20 protein-coding genes are annotated in these 14,008 nt (G+C 62.7%); 4 read left to right on the forward strand and 16 right to left on the reverse strand.

All coding sequences use genetic code 11. The features are described 5' to 3' along the window. Positions 1-617 precede the first annotated feature (617 nt). Positions 618-995 (forward strand): hypothetical protein, encoded by a 378-nt coding sequence (locus tag JQ611_RS36030; protein ID WP_212270117.1) that lies wholly within the window; start codon positions 618-620, stop codon positions 993-995. 8 nt (positions 996-1,003) lie between these two features. On the opposite strand, the gene JQ611_RS36035 is transcribed toward JQ611_RS36030, so the two are convergent. Beyond that, positions 1,004-2,650 (reverse strand): winged helix-turn-helix domain-containing tetratricopeptide repeat protein, encoded by a 1,647-nt coding sequence (locus JQ611_RS36035; RefSeq protein ID WP_212468132.1) that lies wholly within the window; start codon positions 2,648-2,650, stop codon positions 1,004-1,006. A 158-nt stretch (positions 2,651-2,808) separates the two neighbouring features. On the opposite strand from JQ611_RS36035, the gene JQ611_RS36040 reads away from it, so the two are divergent. Further along, positions 2,809-3,141 (forward strand): hypothetical protein, encoded by a 333-nt coding sequence (locus JQ611_RS36040; RefSeq protein WP_212270119.1) that lies wholly within the window; start codon positions 2,809-2,811, stop codon positions 3,139-3,141. 55 nt (positions 3,142-3,196) lie between these two features. Next, on the forward strand, positions 3,197-3,970 hold the full coding sequence (mddA, locus tag JQ611_RS36045; protein WP_212468133.1) for a methanethiol S-methyltransferase: 774 nt from the start codon (positions 3,197-3,199) through the stop codon (positions 3,968-3,970). 90 nt (positions 3,971-4,060) lie between these two features. On the opposite strand, the gene JQ611_RS36050 is transcribed toward mddA, so the two are convergent. From JQ611_RS36050 to JQ611_RS36095, 10 genes are all read right to left on the reverse strand, one after another. Continuing rightward, positions 4,061-4,267, reverse strand: a complete 207-nt coding sequence (locus JQ611_RS36050) for a hypothetical protein (protein ID WP_192740350.1) — start codon at positions 4,265-4,267, stop codon at positions 4,061-4,063. Between the two features lie 71 nt (positions 4,268-4,338). Then, entirely contained in the window at positions 4,339-5,538 is a 1,200-nt protein-coding gene (locus JQ611_RS36055) for a hypothetical protein (protein ID WP_212468166.1), read from the reverse strand. 5 nt (positions 5,539-5,543) lie between these two features. Next, positions 5,544-6,584, reverse strand: a complete 1,041-nt coding sequence (locus tag JQ611_RS36060; RefSeq protein WP_212468134.1) for a hypothetical protein — start codon at positions 6,582-6,584, stop codon at positions 5,544-5,546. Positions 6,585-6,829: 245 nt separating this feature from the next. Further along, positions 6,830-7,105 carry a YiaA/YiaB family inner membrane protein gene (locus tag JQ611_RS36065; RefSeq protein ID WP_192740352.1) on the reverse strand — a complete coding sequence of 92 codons (276 nt, stop codon included), beginning with the start codon at positions 7,103-7,105 and terminating at the stop codon, positions 6,830-6,832. 178 nt (positions 7,106-7,283) lie between these two features. Further along, positions 7,284-7,442, reverse strand: coding sequence for a hypothetical protein (locus JQ611_RS36070; RefSeq protein ID WP_212468135.1), 159 nt, complete (start codon positions 7,440-7,442; stop codon positions 7,284-7,286). A 73-nt stretch (positions 7,443-7,515) separates the two neighbouring features. Beyond that, positions 7,516-7,674, reverse strand: coding sequence for a hypothetical protein (locus tag JQ611_RS36075; RefSeq protein ID WP_212468136.1), 159 nt, complete (start codon positions 7,672-7,674; stop codon positions 7,516-7,518). A gap of 13 nt (positions 7,675-7,687) precedes the next feature. Then, entirely contained in the window at positions 7,688-8,266 is a 579-nt protein-coding gene (locus JQ611_RS36080; RefSeq protein WP_212468137.1) for a hypothetical protein, read from the reverse strand. Continuing rightward, positions 8,247-8,675, reverse strand: coding sequence for a hypothetical protein (locus tag JQ611_RS36085; RefSeq protein ID WP_212270124.1), 429 nt, complete (start codon positions 8,673-8,675; stop codon positions 8,247-8,249). Before JQ611_RS36085 ends, JQ611_RS36080 begins: the two co-directional genes overlap by 20 nt. A 156-nt stretch (positions 8,676-8,831) precedes the next feature. After that, a complete protein-coding gene (locus tag JQ611_RS36090; protein WP_192740356.1) occupies positions 8,832-9,107 on the reverse strand; it encodes a YiaA/YiaB family inner membrane protein in 276 nt (91 codons plus the stop codon). Positions 9,108-9,201: 94 nt separating this feature from the next. Next, complete coding sequence (locus JQ611_RS36095; protein WP_212270125.1) at positions 9,202-9,897, reverse strand: PspA/IM30 family protein; 696 nt, start codon at positions 9,895-9,897, stop codon at positions 9,202-9,204. Positions 9,898-10,000: 103 nt separating this feature from the next. On the opposite strand from JQ611_RS36095, the gene JQ611_RS36100 reads away from it, so the two are divergent. Beyond that, entirely contained in the window at positions 10,001-10,597 is a 597-nt protein-coding gene (locus JQ611_RS36100; protein WP_212270126.1) for a TetR/AcrR family transcriptional regulator, read from the forward strand. A 64-nt stretch (positions 10,598-10,661) separates the two neighbouring features. Here the strand turns inward: JQ611_RS36100 and JQ611_RS36105 are convergent, their stop codons facing one another. The 5 genes from JQ611_RS36105 to JQ611_RS36125 form a co-directional block, all read right to left on the reverse strand. After that, positions 10,662-11,144 (reverse strand): hypothetical protein, encoded by a 483-nt coding sequence (locus JQ611_RS36105; protein ID WP_212468138.1) that lies wholly within the window; start codon positions 11,142-11,144, stop codon positions 10,662-10,664. Between the two features lie 118 nt (positions 11,145-11,262). Then, positions 11,263-11,847: a DUF1963 domain-containing protein gene (locus tag JQ611_RS36110; protein WP_212468139.1), complete on the reverse strand. Its 585-nt coding sequence runs from the start codon at positions 11,845-11,847 to the stop codon at positions 11,263-11,265. A 100-nt stretch (positions 11,848-11,947) separates the two neighbouring features. Continuing rightward, the gene (locus tag JQ611_RS36115) at positions 11,948-12,277 is read right to left on the reverse strand and encodes a hypothetical protein (protein WP_212270128.1); all 330 of its coding nucleotides are present in this window, start codon (positions 12,275-12,277) and stop codon (positions 11,948-11,950) included. 252 nt (positions 12,278-12,529) lie between these two features. Then, positions 12,530-13,504 (reverse strand): quinone oxidoreductase, encoded by a 975-nt coding sequence (locus JQ611_RS36120; RefSeq protein ID WP_212270129.1) that lies wholly within the window; start codon positions 13,502-13,504, stop codon positions 12,530-12,532. Between the two features lie 51 nt (positions 13,505-13,555). Then, positions 13,556-14,002, reverse strand: a complete 447-nt coding sequence (locus tag JQ611_RS36125; RefSeq protein WP_212270130.1) for a Rieske (2Fe-2S) protein — start codon at positions 14,000-14,002, stop codon at positions 13,556-13,558. Positions 14,003-14,008: the final 6 nt, after the last annotated feature.

The raw sequence follows: 14,008 nt of genomic DNA on the forward strand, positions 1-14,008 counted from the left end.
AGAGGGCGCAGGGAAGACCGGGTGCGCGCTGCACCCGCGGTCCCGTGTGCGGTTAGCACAAGAAATGCTGCACACGAGCATACAGGGCAGCGGAGAACACCCGGCCTTCCCTGCGCAATGGCTTTACGGCTTATGCCGTGCTCTCCCCGGAGACGAGTTCTTGGTTGACTCCGTCGCTGCCGTTCCCGCTTGCGCTTCTCCAACAGCTTGACGCCTGCAACGGGCGCCAGGACCACACGGTTTTGCCGTACGCTTATCCACGCCGTCGTCGAGGCGTAAACCAGCGTCCACCGCAACCCGTCCAACGTCCGTGACGACGGCCGACGCCCTTCTGAGTAGGACGGGATGGGCGAATATATGCCCCTGATTTGTGTTCTGGTAAACAGAAATATTTTTTATTTCAGGACTTGACACGATTTCCGTAAACCAGAAGCGATTTGCCCGTCGGGCTGATATGTCGCACTTAACCGTCATTGCGAGCCACCGGGTCGCAATGACGCGGAGAGGACGACATCCAAATTAAGCTGTCATTCCGCGGCTCGCCAAGCGAGAGCCCGGAATGACGGGCGGAGAGAGCCGTGATAAGAGTGACAGGCCAATTCGCACGGGAGCAGGTTGTGAAAGCATTTGGTCTGGCTGTCACGCTGGCCGTCATGGCGACGCTGTCGCCGGCGCGCGCGCTTGAGGTGAGCGGCACTTCCGGCTTTCTCGGGGAATGGGAAGTGACTGCCACCGTCACCGAAACGGCATCCGGCCGCATCAGGGACTACCGTGGCCCGCTCGTACTGAAGCATATCGGCCTGTGCACGCAGGACGGCCCGGTGGAGAAGAAAGGCGAAATGCGCCTGCAGATTTCGGCTTCGTCCCAGTTGAACGCGACATTGTCGATGCCGGGCACCGAATGCACGGCCAGCGGACCATTATCCGATGGCTATAACGGCACCATGACCTGCTCCGACCGGCAGGTCATTCCGCTCCGGCTGCGAGTGAAATAGCCGCTTTGCTAGCCGCCGGTTATGCCGGCGACACGCAGGCCCGCGACGAACCGGTCGATGAAGCCCTGATCATTGCAGAAGAAGAGCTCCTGCCGCGCGGTATCCGTTTTGTAACCCGGCTTGCGTTGCAGCAGTTCGGCGGCCACCGCTTCGGCCTGAGCCTTTTCGCCGAGACGGCCGAGCGAGGCTGCCAGTGTTGCAAACGCCCGATACGGGACATTGGGCTGCCGGGTTGCCCTGCGGGCAAACTCGACGGCGATGTCGTACTCACCGAGCGAGAAATGCGCCCAGGAGCGCACGTGATGGAAACTCCAAAGATGGCTGTCGCGCGGACTGAGCATGGTCGCTCGATCGAGCAGCGTTTCCGCTTCGATCTCCCGCCCGTACCACAATAGATTGAACCCTTGCGCAAAATACCCTTGCGCAAAGCTTGGATTGAGTTCCAGCGACAGGTCGATCGCCGCCAGCGCTTCGTCATTCTGACGGGTCAGGCACAGCGCACGGCCGAGGGCGCAGTGACAAAAACAATCGAGGTCGTCGAGCGCCACGGAGACACGCGCCTGGCGCAACGCCGTCTCCAGCCGAGCCGGACGATCCCTGGGCTCGTCATACAGCGAGCGCTGAACATTGACGTAGGCGAGCGCGCCATGGCCGCGGGCAAAATCCGGATCGGCTTCGATCGCGCGCCTAAAATAGGCCTCCGCCTGGTCAAACCCCGGTGTGGTAAATCGCCATAGATTCCATAGGCCGCGCTGGTAGCAATCCCAGGCATCCAGGCTTTCCGGCGCCTTGCGGGCAGCCAGTTGCTGCTCCACCTTCGACAGCTCCGGTTCGATCGTGGCCGCGATCTGCCGTGCCATCTCCTCCTGGATATCGAAAATATTCTCGAGCTGAAGATCGTATTTGTCGGACCAAAGCTGTTTTCCGTCCGCAGCCCGGGCCAGTTCCGCCGTGATCCTGACCGCGTCGCGACTCTTGCGAACGCTGCCGGACATCACATAACTCACGCCGAGCTGGGCACCGACCTCACGCGCATCGACCACGCGCCCCCCGAATCCGACCGTGGAGTGGCGCGAGATCACGGAAAGCCAGCGATTGCGCGCCAAGAGGCGGATGATGTCTTCGGTCAGGCCGTAGCTGAAATAGTCGTTCTCCGGGTCATTCGACATGTTCTCAAACGGCAGCACCGCGATCGACGATCGCGCGATGGCTTCCGCCTTCACGACTTCCGAGACGACATCGTCGAGATGAGACACGTCGGTGGCAATCGAGACCCGCGCGGGAGCCACGCCCGCTGCAGCGGCGTCATCAGGAGCAAGCCTGACCGCATCGGCATCCGACGCTGCGACCGCCTGAACATCGCCGACGAACCGGAAGCCGCGCCGGTGCAACGTCCTGATAAAAAGCTGATCCGTTCCGTTGTCGCCAAGCACGCGTCTGGCGCCATTGATGCGGCTGGAGAACGCGGCTTCCGAGATCACCCGGCCATGCCAGACCGTGTCGATCAACTCATCCTTGCTGACGACCCGGTCATGGTTGCGCACCAGATGAACAATGACATCGAAGACCTGAGGCTCGATGTGGACGGACACGCCCTCGCGGCGCAGCTCGTGTTGGCCAAGGTCGATCTCGAAATTAGAAAATCGGTATTTCATTACCACCTCGCCAGAGGCCACGCCACAATCCCAAGCATTGCAGATCGAAATCAACCTCTGGCGGAGGAAAAACCAACGTCTCCTGAAGGAGTCCGCCAAGCGTGAGGGCGCATCTCAATTTACAGACGGGTCAAGGATCATACAACCGGAGACGTCACATGATCGGCTCGTCTGATTTCCACGCTTACGGATATTCCGCCAGACGGCCCGTTGCCGCACGGCAACGTGGCCAGCATCATGCAGTGCGGGCGCTTGCGCCGTTCCAGTCCACGACGACGCCAACCCTGCTGAGGAAGATCCTCGTCCTGGCCGCGCGCCTGAGGCGATTCCTCAATGGCCAGGTGGCGGCCGCGATCGCCCACCATGAGCGAGAGGCCGCGTCAATCGCGCAGCGAAAGCTCGATCAACGCCGGTTGGACAAGACGCGCATCTACTGCGGCCCGATCGACCAGGTCCTGGCAGCCGCGAGGCAGCGCAAGCGCGCCGCCTGAACCGGCTTGAACGAAACGATTTCCGAGCAACTGCATATTTCAAAGGAGACTGAAGATGTCGATTACGATGCAAACGGGTACGCCTGCCGCAATCCCTTCCTTTGCGATGAGAATGCTCGCCCTATGCTACGGCGGCCTCGCCTATCTGATTTTCCTCGGCACTTTCCTGTACGCGGTCGGCTTCGTCTCGCGACTGGTCGTCCCCAAGACTATCAACACCGGCTCGGCCTCTTCGCTGTCGACGGCTTTGCTGATCAACCTGATCCTGATGTCGATCTTCGCCGTGCAGCACAGCGGGATGGCGCGGCAGGGCTTCAAGAGAATGTTCGCGCGCTTCGCCTCACCGGCGATCGAGCGCTCTACCTACGTCCTGCTCGCCAGCCTCAGCCTGATCCTGCTGTTCTGGCAATGGCAGCCGATGCCGGCGGTGGTCTGGAACATCGAAGGGCCGGTCTTCGCCGGCGTCGTGACCGCGATTGGCTTTATGGGCTGGCTTATCGTGCTCTACAGCACCTTCCTGATCAGCCATTTCGAGCTGTTCGGATTGACGCAGGTGGTGGCGCATTTCGCCGGACGCCTGACCGCGCCCATCGCGTTCAGGACGCCGGGGCTGTATCGCCTGATCCGGCATCCGATCTATCTCGGCTTTATCATCGCCTTCTGGTCAACGCCTGTCATGACGCTGGGGCATTTGCTGTTCGCGTCCGTGACGACCGCCTACATCTTCGTCGGCATCTGGCTGGAAGAGCGCGACCTGGTCGCATTCTTCGGCGACGAATATCGCAAATATCGCGAACGGGTCGCCATGTTGCTGCCCGGTCTGTTCTGAGCGAGACGAGCGAACGCGCCATGCATCAGTCGGAACGGCCTGCCGATGACCCGGCGGGCCGTTCGCGTTGTCAGAGAGAAACGACGATGCTCAAAGCGTCTCTTGCTTGTGGCCGCATTGCTTGCAGGCGAATTTGACGCGGGTGGCGCCCTTTTCGGCCTGCAGACGGTTTGGCGCGCCACATTTGCCGCAAGTTGTCTCGATCCGCGTATTGCCCTGCTTGATGGTCAGGTTTCTCTTTTCCATGGTCTCGCGGATCAGGCGCTCGGCCTCCTCGCGCATCGCTTGCTTGTCCATCAGCCGCACCTGTCATGAAGAACGCTTGCCGCGTAAGATGTCAGGCACCTAACACATTTTGATGTCGGCCGTCACGCCGCTTCCGGCGTCAATGCGAGGATGCGCCGCACCAGCGCGAGCGCGGTTTCGGTGGCGGGATCGGCGGAAATGACGGGAACGGCCAGCACCAGCAGATCGACCGGTTGATGCGACAAAATGATCACATGCGTGGCATTGCCGGCCTTCATCAGCGACATCAACCGTTCGACCGCGGGATCCGTCGCGGCAAGGCCCCATGGCGCTTCGGGACGGCGCAACACCCGGCGCGTCGACAGCGCGTTCCGCAACAATGGCGGATCGTAGGCGGCAAGATCGCTTTCGCGGTAGCGCCGGGCGCTTTCGAACATCGGATGGCGCGCCAGTTCCGCGATCAATTCGTCGCGAGTACCGGCCGCGGACGCCGCGACGGAATTCAAAACTCCCGGCACCTGGGCTTCGAACAGCGCGCGCAGCGTATCGGTCATCAGGCCGATGGTCAGCACGCCCGCAATCGCGATCGCGCAAAAGCGCATGATTTGCGCGGCATCGGCATCCGGCGACACGCAGGCGGCTGCCGCGCCAAGTAATGCGGAACTCACCAGCCGCAGCGCCGTCATCAGGATACCCTGCCGCCGCGTTTCGCTGCCGCCACCCGCGATCAACACGGCGGTGACGACCAATAGCGCACCGAGCGCGCCAAGCCGGACCGGCATATCAGGCGCGAGCGCCTGATAATCCGTGACGATGAAGGGGATCACGATCAGCGCGCCGGCCGCGAGCCGGCCGATGCTGCGGTTTTCGGAGGCCAGCAGCGAGGTCCGGTCCCGCGTCGCCAACAGCCACGCGCAAATGACAAATCCCGCAAGCTGGAATATCGCCAGCGCGATCGCATAAGGCGTCGTGTAGCTCTCCAGCCCGAACACGCCGCCGAGGCCGATCACGACCGCGCCCGCCAATGCCGCGATCTTGGCCGCACGCGGCGCGTGACGCCGCAGAATACCTTCCGTGACAATGAGCGCGCCGAGCGGCAGCAGCGCCGCCGGAATCAGCGACAGCCGGTCGAGCAGCACGCTGCCGGTCCACCACGCCACGCCGCGCGTCAAGAACAACAGCGCGACGACGCCAAGCAGCAGGAGCAGGCGCTGGGTCAATGGGCTCTTGGGATCGCGCCGGTACAGCGCGAACATCGCGACGCAAAGCCCGAGCGCGCCGCAGAGATTGACGATGGAATCGGCGATCACGCCTGATGACATCGGGCTCATCGGCTGCTCCCTGACCGGGGGCGCAAGGTGCCGAATGCGCGCGTATCGTCCAGCCAATGCAAAAGCGGAAGCACCAGCCGCTGCAGCGCCAGCACGGCGGAGGCGGCCAGCAGCGCCGGCATCGAGCCGGCCGGCACCTCGCGCTGCAGATAACGCCGCGCGCCGGCGAGATCGACGCGGCCGAGCTGCAGCAAATCGTCGCCCCTGGCGTAGTCGAGTTCGCGCAGGCAGAACGCGTTGTATTGCTCGTCGCGATGTTTTGGCGCGACGTCCCAGGTTTTCTTGAGCGCGTCCGATCCACCGGTATAGGCGTCGGTGATCACGAAACGCGTCTCGTCGAACCCGGCCTCATCACCGACGCCGAACACCGCGCGATGCTCGCGCATGATGCCGCGCGCCAGTTGCAGATGGGCGAAGCTCTGCCGCGCGCTGGCATCAGCCGAGGGAAACACATCCGAAAACGTGTCGCAGACCATTCCGAACACGGAAGGCACCTGCGTCACGTTCGAGATCCATTTGGGACGAAAACCGTCGCGGGCGAACAGCACCAGCGTGGTCAGGCCGTAGAGCACCCAGGACAGCCCCTGCCCCTGCACGTCAGGGTCGACCATCACGAGGCCGAGATGGGTGACCTCCTGCGGCTCGCCGTCGAGCTCGACGGACATCACCGACAGCGCGTTGAAGGCGATCGGGCGGCCGGTGGCTTCTTCACGGATCAGCGTGACGATGGCGCGCGACAGGCGTTCGCGCTCGCCGGAGAAGATCCCGTAGGTGAGGCTGCCGGCCGGCAGGGTCTTGCTGGCGACGGTGCGCAAATCTGCGACCAGTGCGCCGAGGTCTTGCTGCGGCAGCGAGAGGCCCGGGCTTTCGACGATCCGCGTCTGCAGGCCGGTATGGGTGCGCAAGGTGAGATCGATGGTTTCCTGCGAGAACGCCTTCAGCCAGAACGCCGCGTAGCCGGGCAGACGCCCGGCTGCAGCGCGGACCTGCCCGAAACCATGACGGATCGCCGAATTGCCGCTCCAGAAAGACGCCATGCCACCTGCCCGCACCCGATCCGGATTTGTGCGCCGGGCCCGTTAAGGAGCCATGAGTGCGGCACGTTGCGGTGGCGAGAGGGTAAACGATGTGTTGGCGGCGTCAAACAATCCGCAAGGAAGACATCAAGGAAGACATCAAGGCAGACATCGAGGCAGACATCGTGCCAGGCAGACAAACGGCGGATGCCGAAGCACCCGCCGTCTGCCCTCGCCAGCCACGGCGCTCACGTTACGTGGACCGATTACGTGGATTTGGAAACTTCCATCAGCAGCCGCTCGGCCTTGGCGTCTTCCAGACGGTTCACCATCCGGTCGCTTTCGTGCATGTCGCGCACGGTCTTCGTCAAGGTGACGCAGCACTGCACGAGCATCAGGATGCCCATCGTGAGATAGCCCTTGATCCAGAGATCGACGGGGAGGAAGTAGACGCCGACGGCGACCATGAAGGCCGAGGCCGCGAACGAGACATAGGTGAAGGTGACCCACGCGTTGCTGTGGTGTTGGACATTCTGGTTCATGGCGCCATCCTGCTGATGCGGCTGAAGTGAAGGACCGGTCCCGGACCAGTGACGTGAATCCCGTTGCGGAACTTTCCGCCGCCGGATTTCTGCGCCCGCGCCAGTTAAGGAGGTATGATTGAAGCACCCTCAGGTTGCGCAAGGGTAAACGATGCATTGAGCGGCCATTGCAAATGACTCATGATCGGGAACCGCTGACGTCGTCGGGCCGGGCTTTTTGGGCGTTATAGTCGTGCGCAAGCAACGAACACAGCCCCATACAGAATGCGCCACAGAGGCCGAACTGCACCGACATGTCCTGCGGCAGCGATCCAAGCAAGGCGCGCGGCAGCACCATGGCCGCCGTCGCGCCGACCAGCGCCGTCAGGGGCGCCCTCAGCAGAAGCGGGATCGCCCGGGCCAGCTGTCCATCAAGGACCCCTACGATCGCCGACACTCGGAAAGGTGACAAGAAACAACAGCACCGCGAAGAAGAGGGCAAAGCTTTCAAACGGCATTCCAACCGCGACCCAGGTCGTGAGAACGACCGATAACGGACCCAGCAGCAGGAACACCAGCGTTCGATTCATTGAAATCAGTTCCTCATAACGGACGGCTGCGGCCATAATCATGCGACAGCAGCGAGCACACGGCCATATTGAGTGCGCCGACAACCCCAATTGCTATCGAAGAATCCAGCGGCATCGGCCCAAGCAAGACAGCCGGCGGGCCAATGGCGAGCAGCGCGCCTGACAGCGCCGCCAGCGGCGCCCGCAACGCGATCGGCAAAATGCCGGACAGCCTGCCGTCAATGATCCCGGTGACGACGGAGGCAAGCAGGCCGAAGACAAACACCACTCCCATGATGACGGAAAGCAGGTAACCTAATCCGCCGCGCACGGCCTCGTATGCCAACAGCTCGAAAACGCCGAGCAGCGGACCCAGCAACCCGAACACGAGCGTGCGTCGCAGCCAGGGCAGATCGGTAAAGAGCGATCCGCGGTCGGCATCATTTTCGGGAGGGTTTTCAGTAGACACGTGCATTGCCCTTAATCCTGTTTTCGCCTTGTAACATGACTTCGCCGATTGGCGCGTGGTGGACGCTTGACGCGCCGTTGATGAAGCGGCGCGTCCCGCAGAAGCGGACGGCGGATGCCGGCTTTCAAGTGTTCGTACGGCCATATTCGTGCGACAGCACTGAGCACACGCCCATGCAGAATGCGCCGCCGATCGCAAGCGCCATCGACATCTCCTGCGGCAGCGGTCCGAGCAAAGCGGCCGGCAGGCCAATGGCCGATATCGCGCCGACGATCGCGATCAGGGGCGCCCGCAAGAAGATCGACAAGGTGCGGGACAGGATGCCGTCGACGAGCCCGGTGATTGCCGATACCAGCAGCGCGACGACAAACACCTGCTTGCCGATGAGCACGAGCCAGGCGTTAAGTCCCCCGCTCGCAACGTCGGGTGACAGGGCGACGAGAACGCCGAGGATCGGGCCCAGCAACAGGAACACGAGCGCCCGTCGCAGCGAGGGCGGACCCCATGCCGGTACGCCGCCAAATTCATCATCGAGAGGATTTTCGGAAGACATATGCATCGTCCTCACCTTTCTCTTGCCAGGTAAATTGGAGTTCGCGCGGGATCGCGCTCCAACGCGATTGTTGATGAGCCAGAGCGCGCCCCCGGAGAAACGAACGGCGGATGCCGAAACACCCGCCGCCCGCCTTCGCCAGCACGCGCCACAGGTTTACGCGGCCTTCGAAACTTCCATCAGCAGGCGCTCGGCTTTCGCATCTTCGATGCGGTTCACCAGCTTGCCGCTTTCGTGCATGTCACGGACGGTTTTGGTCAGGGTGACGCAGCACTGGACCATCATGATGATGCCCATCGTGAGATAGCCCTTCATCCAGAGATCGATCGGCAGATAGAACAGGCCGACGGCGACCATGAAGACGGAGGCGGCGAACGAAACATAGGTGAAGGTAACCCAGGCATTGCTGTGGGGTTGGACATTCTGGTTCATGATAGTCTCCTGTGTGTGGACGTTTGAGGTTGGGTATTAAATCGAAGGCTCGGTTCAGTCGGCTTGCCTCAGTGGGCTTGGTTCAACGGGTCGTTCAGGTCGTCTGCGTGCGCTTGGCGTTCAGCCGCGCGAGCACGTCGTCAGCGGTCGACTTCAGTCGTGGTCCAAAGCCCTGTTCGGCGAGCTTTTCGGCGGTCGCCAGCGGTCCTGAGGCGGCATCGAGTTCGATCAGGGCTTCGTCGGCAGCCTGGGCTTCCATCTGCCGTTCGCGCAGACGCTTCAGCGTCCGCTCGGCTTCCGGCAGCGTGGCTTCGTAAGGCCGGGTCGCCTCCACCCCGCCGCGGCGCATGGCGCGAACCGCTTCCGAAGCACGGGCGATGCGGCGGCCACGATCGAGCTCTGTGATCCGAGACTCCGCACCGGCGACCTGGCGCTTCATCCGCGTGATTTCGGACGCGAACAGCGTGCGCGCGGTCATCGCGGCGTCGCGGTCGGCTTCGAGATTGGCGATGGCTTGCGCGGCCTCGCGGGCGAGGTCTTCCCGGCCGGCATCAAGCGCCGCGGTGGTGCGCACTTCGAGATCGGCGATCCGGGCGTTGGTGGCGTCGAGCCGGCGGCCCTCCTGCTGATCGCCGGCGATCGCCAGCGCCAGCGTGCGCTTGGAACGTTCCACGGCCGCGGCCGCGTCGCGCATCTGCTGGTCGAGGATCAGAAGCGCCGAGCGGTCTTCCAGTTCTTCTCCCGCGGCAGCCACGCTGCCCCGGAAAAGCGTCAAAACAGTTTTGAACATTTGCAGCTCCCTGTGTTATGAGCGTTGCTCATGAATCTGTTGTAGCACATCTTGAGCAATGCTCAAGAACTATTTTGAGCATCGCTCAAGAAAATGGTAGAAAATGTCTAAGGCATTGGAAAGACGGGCTAAATTACGCGAAGATTTGATCCTAGCGGCGGAACGGAGCATTTCCACGGGCGGTTTGGGGGCGCTGAAGACGCGGGAACTGGCGCGGGAAATCGGCTGCGCCAATGGCGCGGTCTATAATCTGGTCGACGATATGGACGAACTCGTCCTGCTGGTGGGATCGCGCACGCTGCGACGGCTCGATGCCGCGCTGAGCGAAGCCGAAAGCGCGGGTCCCCCCTCGCCGACCGAGACGCTGGTGCGCATTGCGGTCGCCTATTGCGATTTCGCCGCCGAAAATCTCCAACTCTGGCGCGCGCTGTTCGAACACCGCATGACGCCGGGCAAGCCTATTCCGGAGTGGGCGGTCAGCGAGCAGATGGATCTGTTTCGCCACATCTTCCAGCCGCTCGCTGCATTGCTGGCGTCACGATCGCCAGGCGAACTCGGCGTCACGGCGCGCAGTCTTTTCTCCGCCGTGCACGGCATGGTGCTGCTCGGCCTCGAACAGAAGCTGATCGCGGTGCCGGTCGAGGCGCTGCGCGCGGAGATCGCGGTTATCGTGCGGGCGATGGTGAAGGGGCTGACCTAGGCCGCGTGCTCATCAATCAGGGCGCTTGGATGAACCTCGCTCGTCCCGCGCGCCGTTTGGCGGCCTAGACGGCGCAATGGCGGACCAGTTGGCCTTCGTCGAACAGGCCTTTCGCCATGCGATCGCGCGGGCACCAGATGGAGAGCCCGTACTCGTGCTCCGATGTTGTCTCGAGCAAATCATCGGCGAAGATGCTGATGACGCAATCCTGCCCGCGCAAATCTTCCCAGTTGTTTGCAAATTCCGGCTCGATGCCGAACAGCCGATGGCGGCGCCAGCCGGTTTCGCGCATGTCGACGAAGGGACGGTAGCACACCGGGAGTTCGCCATAGCCTTCGCCGTGGCGGAGGCGCGGATGCTGCCGCTGGATCGCGTCCCAGACTGCCTCGGCCCTGCCCGCGAGCATGTGCTTCGACATGTGTGGCAGCATCTCGTCATGCAGTTCGAGGCGCAGGCGCATCATTGCCTCGAAGGAATCCCTGTCGACGGCCTCGTCCTGCGGCCTTGAGAGCGCAAAGCCGCGCCAGACTTCGAGGGCTCCGATCACGTCCGGCGCCTTGCGGCCGATGATTTGGTAATGCGCAGTCGTGCTGGGGTCCCGTTCGTTGGCGGGGCTGCCGCGGCTACGCAAATAATCCCGGGCACGAAAGTAATCTGCGCCGTTCTCAGATCGGATTTGAGGCTGTCGATGACGTTCTGGGCTTCGAGCGCGGCGATGCCCCAGTTGACGATCCAGTCGAGCGGCGACTTGAAGGGATCTGGAAGGAAGGCAGGACGGTCGTCGTCGCCGGTGTCGAGATACGCGTCGGGGTGACGGGCCGGCGGAGAAACGTTCGCCCTTCGCCAAAAAAGCCGTGCTTGCTGACCGGCGCGAGGTCTTCGGGCGGCGGAAGGATCTTTGCCTGGGACATCTGGGCAGCGCTCAGGATCCGGCAGGCCCAAGATTTTCCGATGAAGACCAGCAGGGCACCTTCCGCCGGCAAGCCCGGCGGCCGCAATCCGGTCTGCGGTTCAGGCTTCAACGACGCGAGGTCAATCTGGGCAATGAAGTGGAGTGGCGTTCCGTCCCTGTCTTTCGCCCATTCGAAGTTGCCCGGCGCTTTCGGCGCGCCGCCGATCCACGACGTGGCGTCGCCAGAACGGTCGAAGGGCGAGTGGAACAGCAGGGCCCAGGCCGGCAGCTGTTTTGCGCGGTCCGGGTCGCCTCCGCGCTCAAACAGTTCGGCAAGCCAAGCATCATCATCATCCATTGGCTTAAGACCTCGATTGAAAGCGAAATGGTTTGGAAGCGGCGGCTGTCGTCCAGCTTGCTTCAATGCGTCTATGGCTGCGCGTTAATGCGTCCATGTCCTAGTTGTGCAACGATGCCGGCCGCGCCAGCTGCGGCGCCCATACCCGGCCGAGCGAAGCCAGCGCGTGGAACAAGCCGCACACGAACCAGCCCAGCGTCAGCGCGAGGAAGGACAGCGGCCTGAACATCGCGAGGATGTCAGCCAGCGACAAATAATGTCCCGCGATCGCGCTGTTGTAGATCTGCGCTGAAATTGCCAGCAGAAGCGCGCCGATCAGGACAAAGAAAGCGGCGCGCTGCGATCTGGTGAGCCACCGCATGATCAGGAAATACAGCGGCGAGACGAACGCTCCCGCCATCAAGCCGCCGACTATCCAGAAATCCGTCATCTCAGCCCCCTGAGTTCTCGCAACCGGAGATACACAGGAGGCGTTGAAGGGCGGTGCGGAGGTAGAGTCGGATTTTAGTAAAATTTTATCGATGAGGCAGGATCGTTGGCCAGCAAGGCATTAGCGTGCAGGCGCTTAACAAGGAACGCCGTCATGCCCGGCCTTGTGCCGGGCATCCACGTCTTTGCAGCGTTGCAGCAAGAAAGACGTGGATGGCCGGGTCAAGCCCGGCCATGACGGAGAACGGGGGCCTCACACCGTCAACACCGTCGATCCCGTGGTCTTGCGCGCGGCGAGATCGGCATGGGCCTTGGCCGCGTCTTTCAGCGGATAGGTCTGGTGCACCTCGATCTTGACCGCGCCTGATTTCACGACTTCGAACAATTCGTTTGCCATCGCCACGAGATTCTCGCGCTTGGCGGCGTAGGTGAACAGCGTCGGGCGGGTGACGTAGAGCGATCCCTTCGCAGCCAGCAGGCCGAGGTTGAGCGGCTCGACGGCGCCGGAGGACGCGCCGAACAGCGCGGCGACGCCGAGCGGCGCGAGGCAATCGAGCGATTTCAGGAACGTGTCCTTGCCGACGGAATCATAGACCACGGGCACCTTGGCGCCGCCGGTGATTTCGTCGACGCGTTTTACGAAATCCTCCTTGGTGTAAATGATCGTGTGGGCGCAACCATGGGCTTGCGCGAGCTTCGCCTTCTCCTCGCTGCCGACGGTGCCGATCACGGTGGCGCCGAGGTGCTTGGCCCACTGCCCGAGGATCAGGCCGACGCCGCCGGCCGCGGCATGCAGCAGAATGGTGTCGCCGGATTTGACGCGATAGGTCTGGCGGATCAGGTATTGCGTGGTCAGGCCCTTCAGCATCATCGCGGCCGCGGTCTTGTCATCGATGCCGTCGGGCAGCTTCAGCAGGCGATCGGCCGGAATCAGCCGCGCCTCGGAATAGGCGCCAAGCGGCGAGGCGCCGTAGGCGACGCGGTCACCGGGCTTCAGATCGGTGACACCGCTGCCGACTTCCTCGACCACGCCGGCGCCCTCGCTGCCCAGCCCGCTCGGCAGTTGCACGGGATAGACCCCCGAGCGGTTGTAGATGTCGACGAAGTTCAAACCGACCGCGGTGTGGCGGATGCGCGCCTCGCCCGGTCCAGGCTTGCCGACCTGGACTTCCTCCCAGGTCAAAACTTCAGGACCGCCGGTCTTGTGAAAACGGATGGCGTGCGTCATGGGATGCTTCTTCCTTCGGGTGGGATGAAAAGAGAAAAATCTTGCGGCGGTTCAAGTCTCGATGATGACGTAGCTGTCCTCGACATGGACCGCAAAGGTCTCGGCCACATAGGGGCCCTTCTCGAGGTCTTCAAGACCTTTGGCAAGTTCTTGAGTAAGCTCTTCGCCGCGTTCGATCGCAACCGGATAAGAACGGATCTTGACGCGCTTCGGATCGAAATAGGATTGCCCGTTGCGCATGTCGAACTCCCAGCCGTGCCAGGCGCAACGCAGCAGCTCGCCGACGCGCGAGCGCTGATAGACACCGGGCTCCGGCGAGGTCAATCGCGCCACGCACGCCGCCTTCTCCAGCGGCGCACCAGCGTGCGGACAACGATTGAGCAACGCAAAGAATTCGCCATTGACGTGGAACACGACGATGTCGCGGCCCTCGACGCCAAAGACCTTGTTGCCGCCGGGCGGGATGTCTGAGGTGCGGGCGACGATGTGCCGGGCCATGCTTGG

This window comes from Bradyrhizobium sp. AUGA SZCCT0182 (assembly GCF_018130185.1).
In the GTDB taxonomy this organism is placed as follows: domain Bacteria; phylum Pseudomonadota; class Alphaproteobacteria; order Rhizobiales; family Xanthobacteraceae; genus Bradyrhizobium.

Excerpts from the sequence above, each read along its gene's own strand:
- JQ611_RS36035 (WP_212468132.1), bottom strand. The coding sequence starts at position 2,650 with ATGAAATACCGATTTTCTAATTTCGAGATCGACCTTGGCCAACACGAG.
- JQ611_RS36040 (WP_212270119.1), top strand. The coding sequence starts at position 2,809 with ATGATCGGCTCGTCTGATTTCCACGCTTACGGATATTCCGCCAGACGG.
- mddA (WP_212468133.1), top strand. The coding sequence starts at position 3,197 with ATGTCGATTACGATGCAAACGGGTACGCCTGCCGCAATCCCTTCCTTT.
- JQ611_RS36050 (WP_192740350.1), bottom strand. The coding sequence starts at position 4,267 with ATGGACAAGCAAGCGATGCGCGAGGAGGCCGAGCGCCTGATCCGCGAG.
- JQ611_RS36055 (WP_212468166.1), bottom strand. The coding sequence starts at position 5,538 with ATGTCATCAGGCGTGATCGCCGATTCCATCGTCAATCTCTGCGGCGCG.
- JQ611_RS36060 (WP_212468134.1), bottom strand. The coding sequence starts at position 6,584 with ATGGCGTCTTTCTGGAGCGGCAATTCGGCGATCCGTCATGGTTTCGGG.
- JQ611_RS36065 (WP_192740352.1), bottom strand. The coding sequence starts at position 7,105 with ATGAACCAGAATGTCCAACACCACAGCAACGCGTGGGTCACCTTCACC.
- JQ611_RS36070 (WP_212468135.1), bottom strand. The coding sequence starts at position 7,442 with ATGGTGCTGCCGCGCGCCTTGCTTGGATCGCTGCCGCAGGACATGTCG.
- JQ611_RS36075 (WP_212468136.1), bottom strand. The coding sequence starts at position 7,674 with ATGAATCGAACGCTGGTGTTCCTGCTGCTGGGTCCGTTATCGGTCGTT.
- JQ611_RS36080 (WP_212468137.1), bottom strand. The coding sequence starts at position 8,266 with ATGGCCGTACGAACACTTGAAAGCCGGCATCCGCCGTCCGCTTCTGCG.
- JQ611_RS36085 (WP_212270124.1), bottom strand. The coding sequence starts at position 8,675 with ATGTCTTCCGAAAATCCTCTCGATGATGAATTTGGCGGCGTACCGGCA.
- JQ611_RS36090 (WP_192740356.1), bottom strand. The coding sequence starts at position 9,107 with ATGAACCAGAATGTCCAACCCCACAGCAATGCCTGGGTTACCTTCACC.
- JQ611_RS36095 (WP_212270125.1), bottom strand. The coding sequence starts at position 9,897 with ATGTTCAAAACTGTTTTGACGCTTTTCCGGGGCAGCGTGGCTGCCGCG.
- JQ611_RS36100 (WP_212270126.1), top strand. The coding sequence starts at position 10,001 with ATGTCTAAGGCATTGGAAAGACGGGCTAAATTACGCGAAGATTTGATC.
- JQ611_RS36110 (WP_212468139.1), bottom strand. The coding sequence starts at position 11,847 with ATGGATGATGATGATGCTTGGCTTGCCGAACTGTTTGAGCGCGGAGGC.
- JQ611_RS36115 (WP_212270128.1), bottom strand. The coding sequence starts at position 12,277 with ATGACGGATTTCTGGATAGTCGGCGGCTTGATGGCGGGAGCGTTCGTC.
- JQ611_RS36120 (WP_212270129.1), bottom strand. The coding sequence starts at position 13,504 with ATGACGCACGCCATCCGTTTTCACAAGACCGGCGGTCCTGAAGTTTTG.
- JQ611_RS36125 (WP_212270130.1), bottom strand. The coding sequence starts at position 14,002 with ATGGCCCGGCACATCGTCGCCCGCACCTCAGACATCCCGCCCGGCGGC.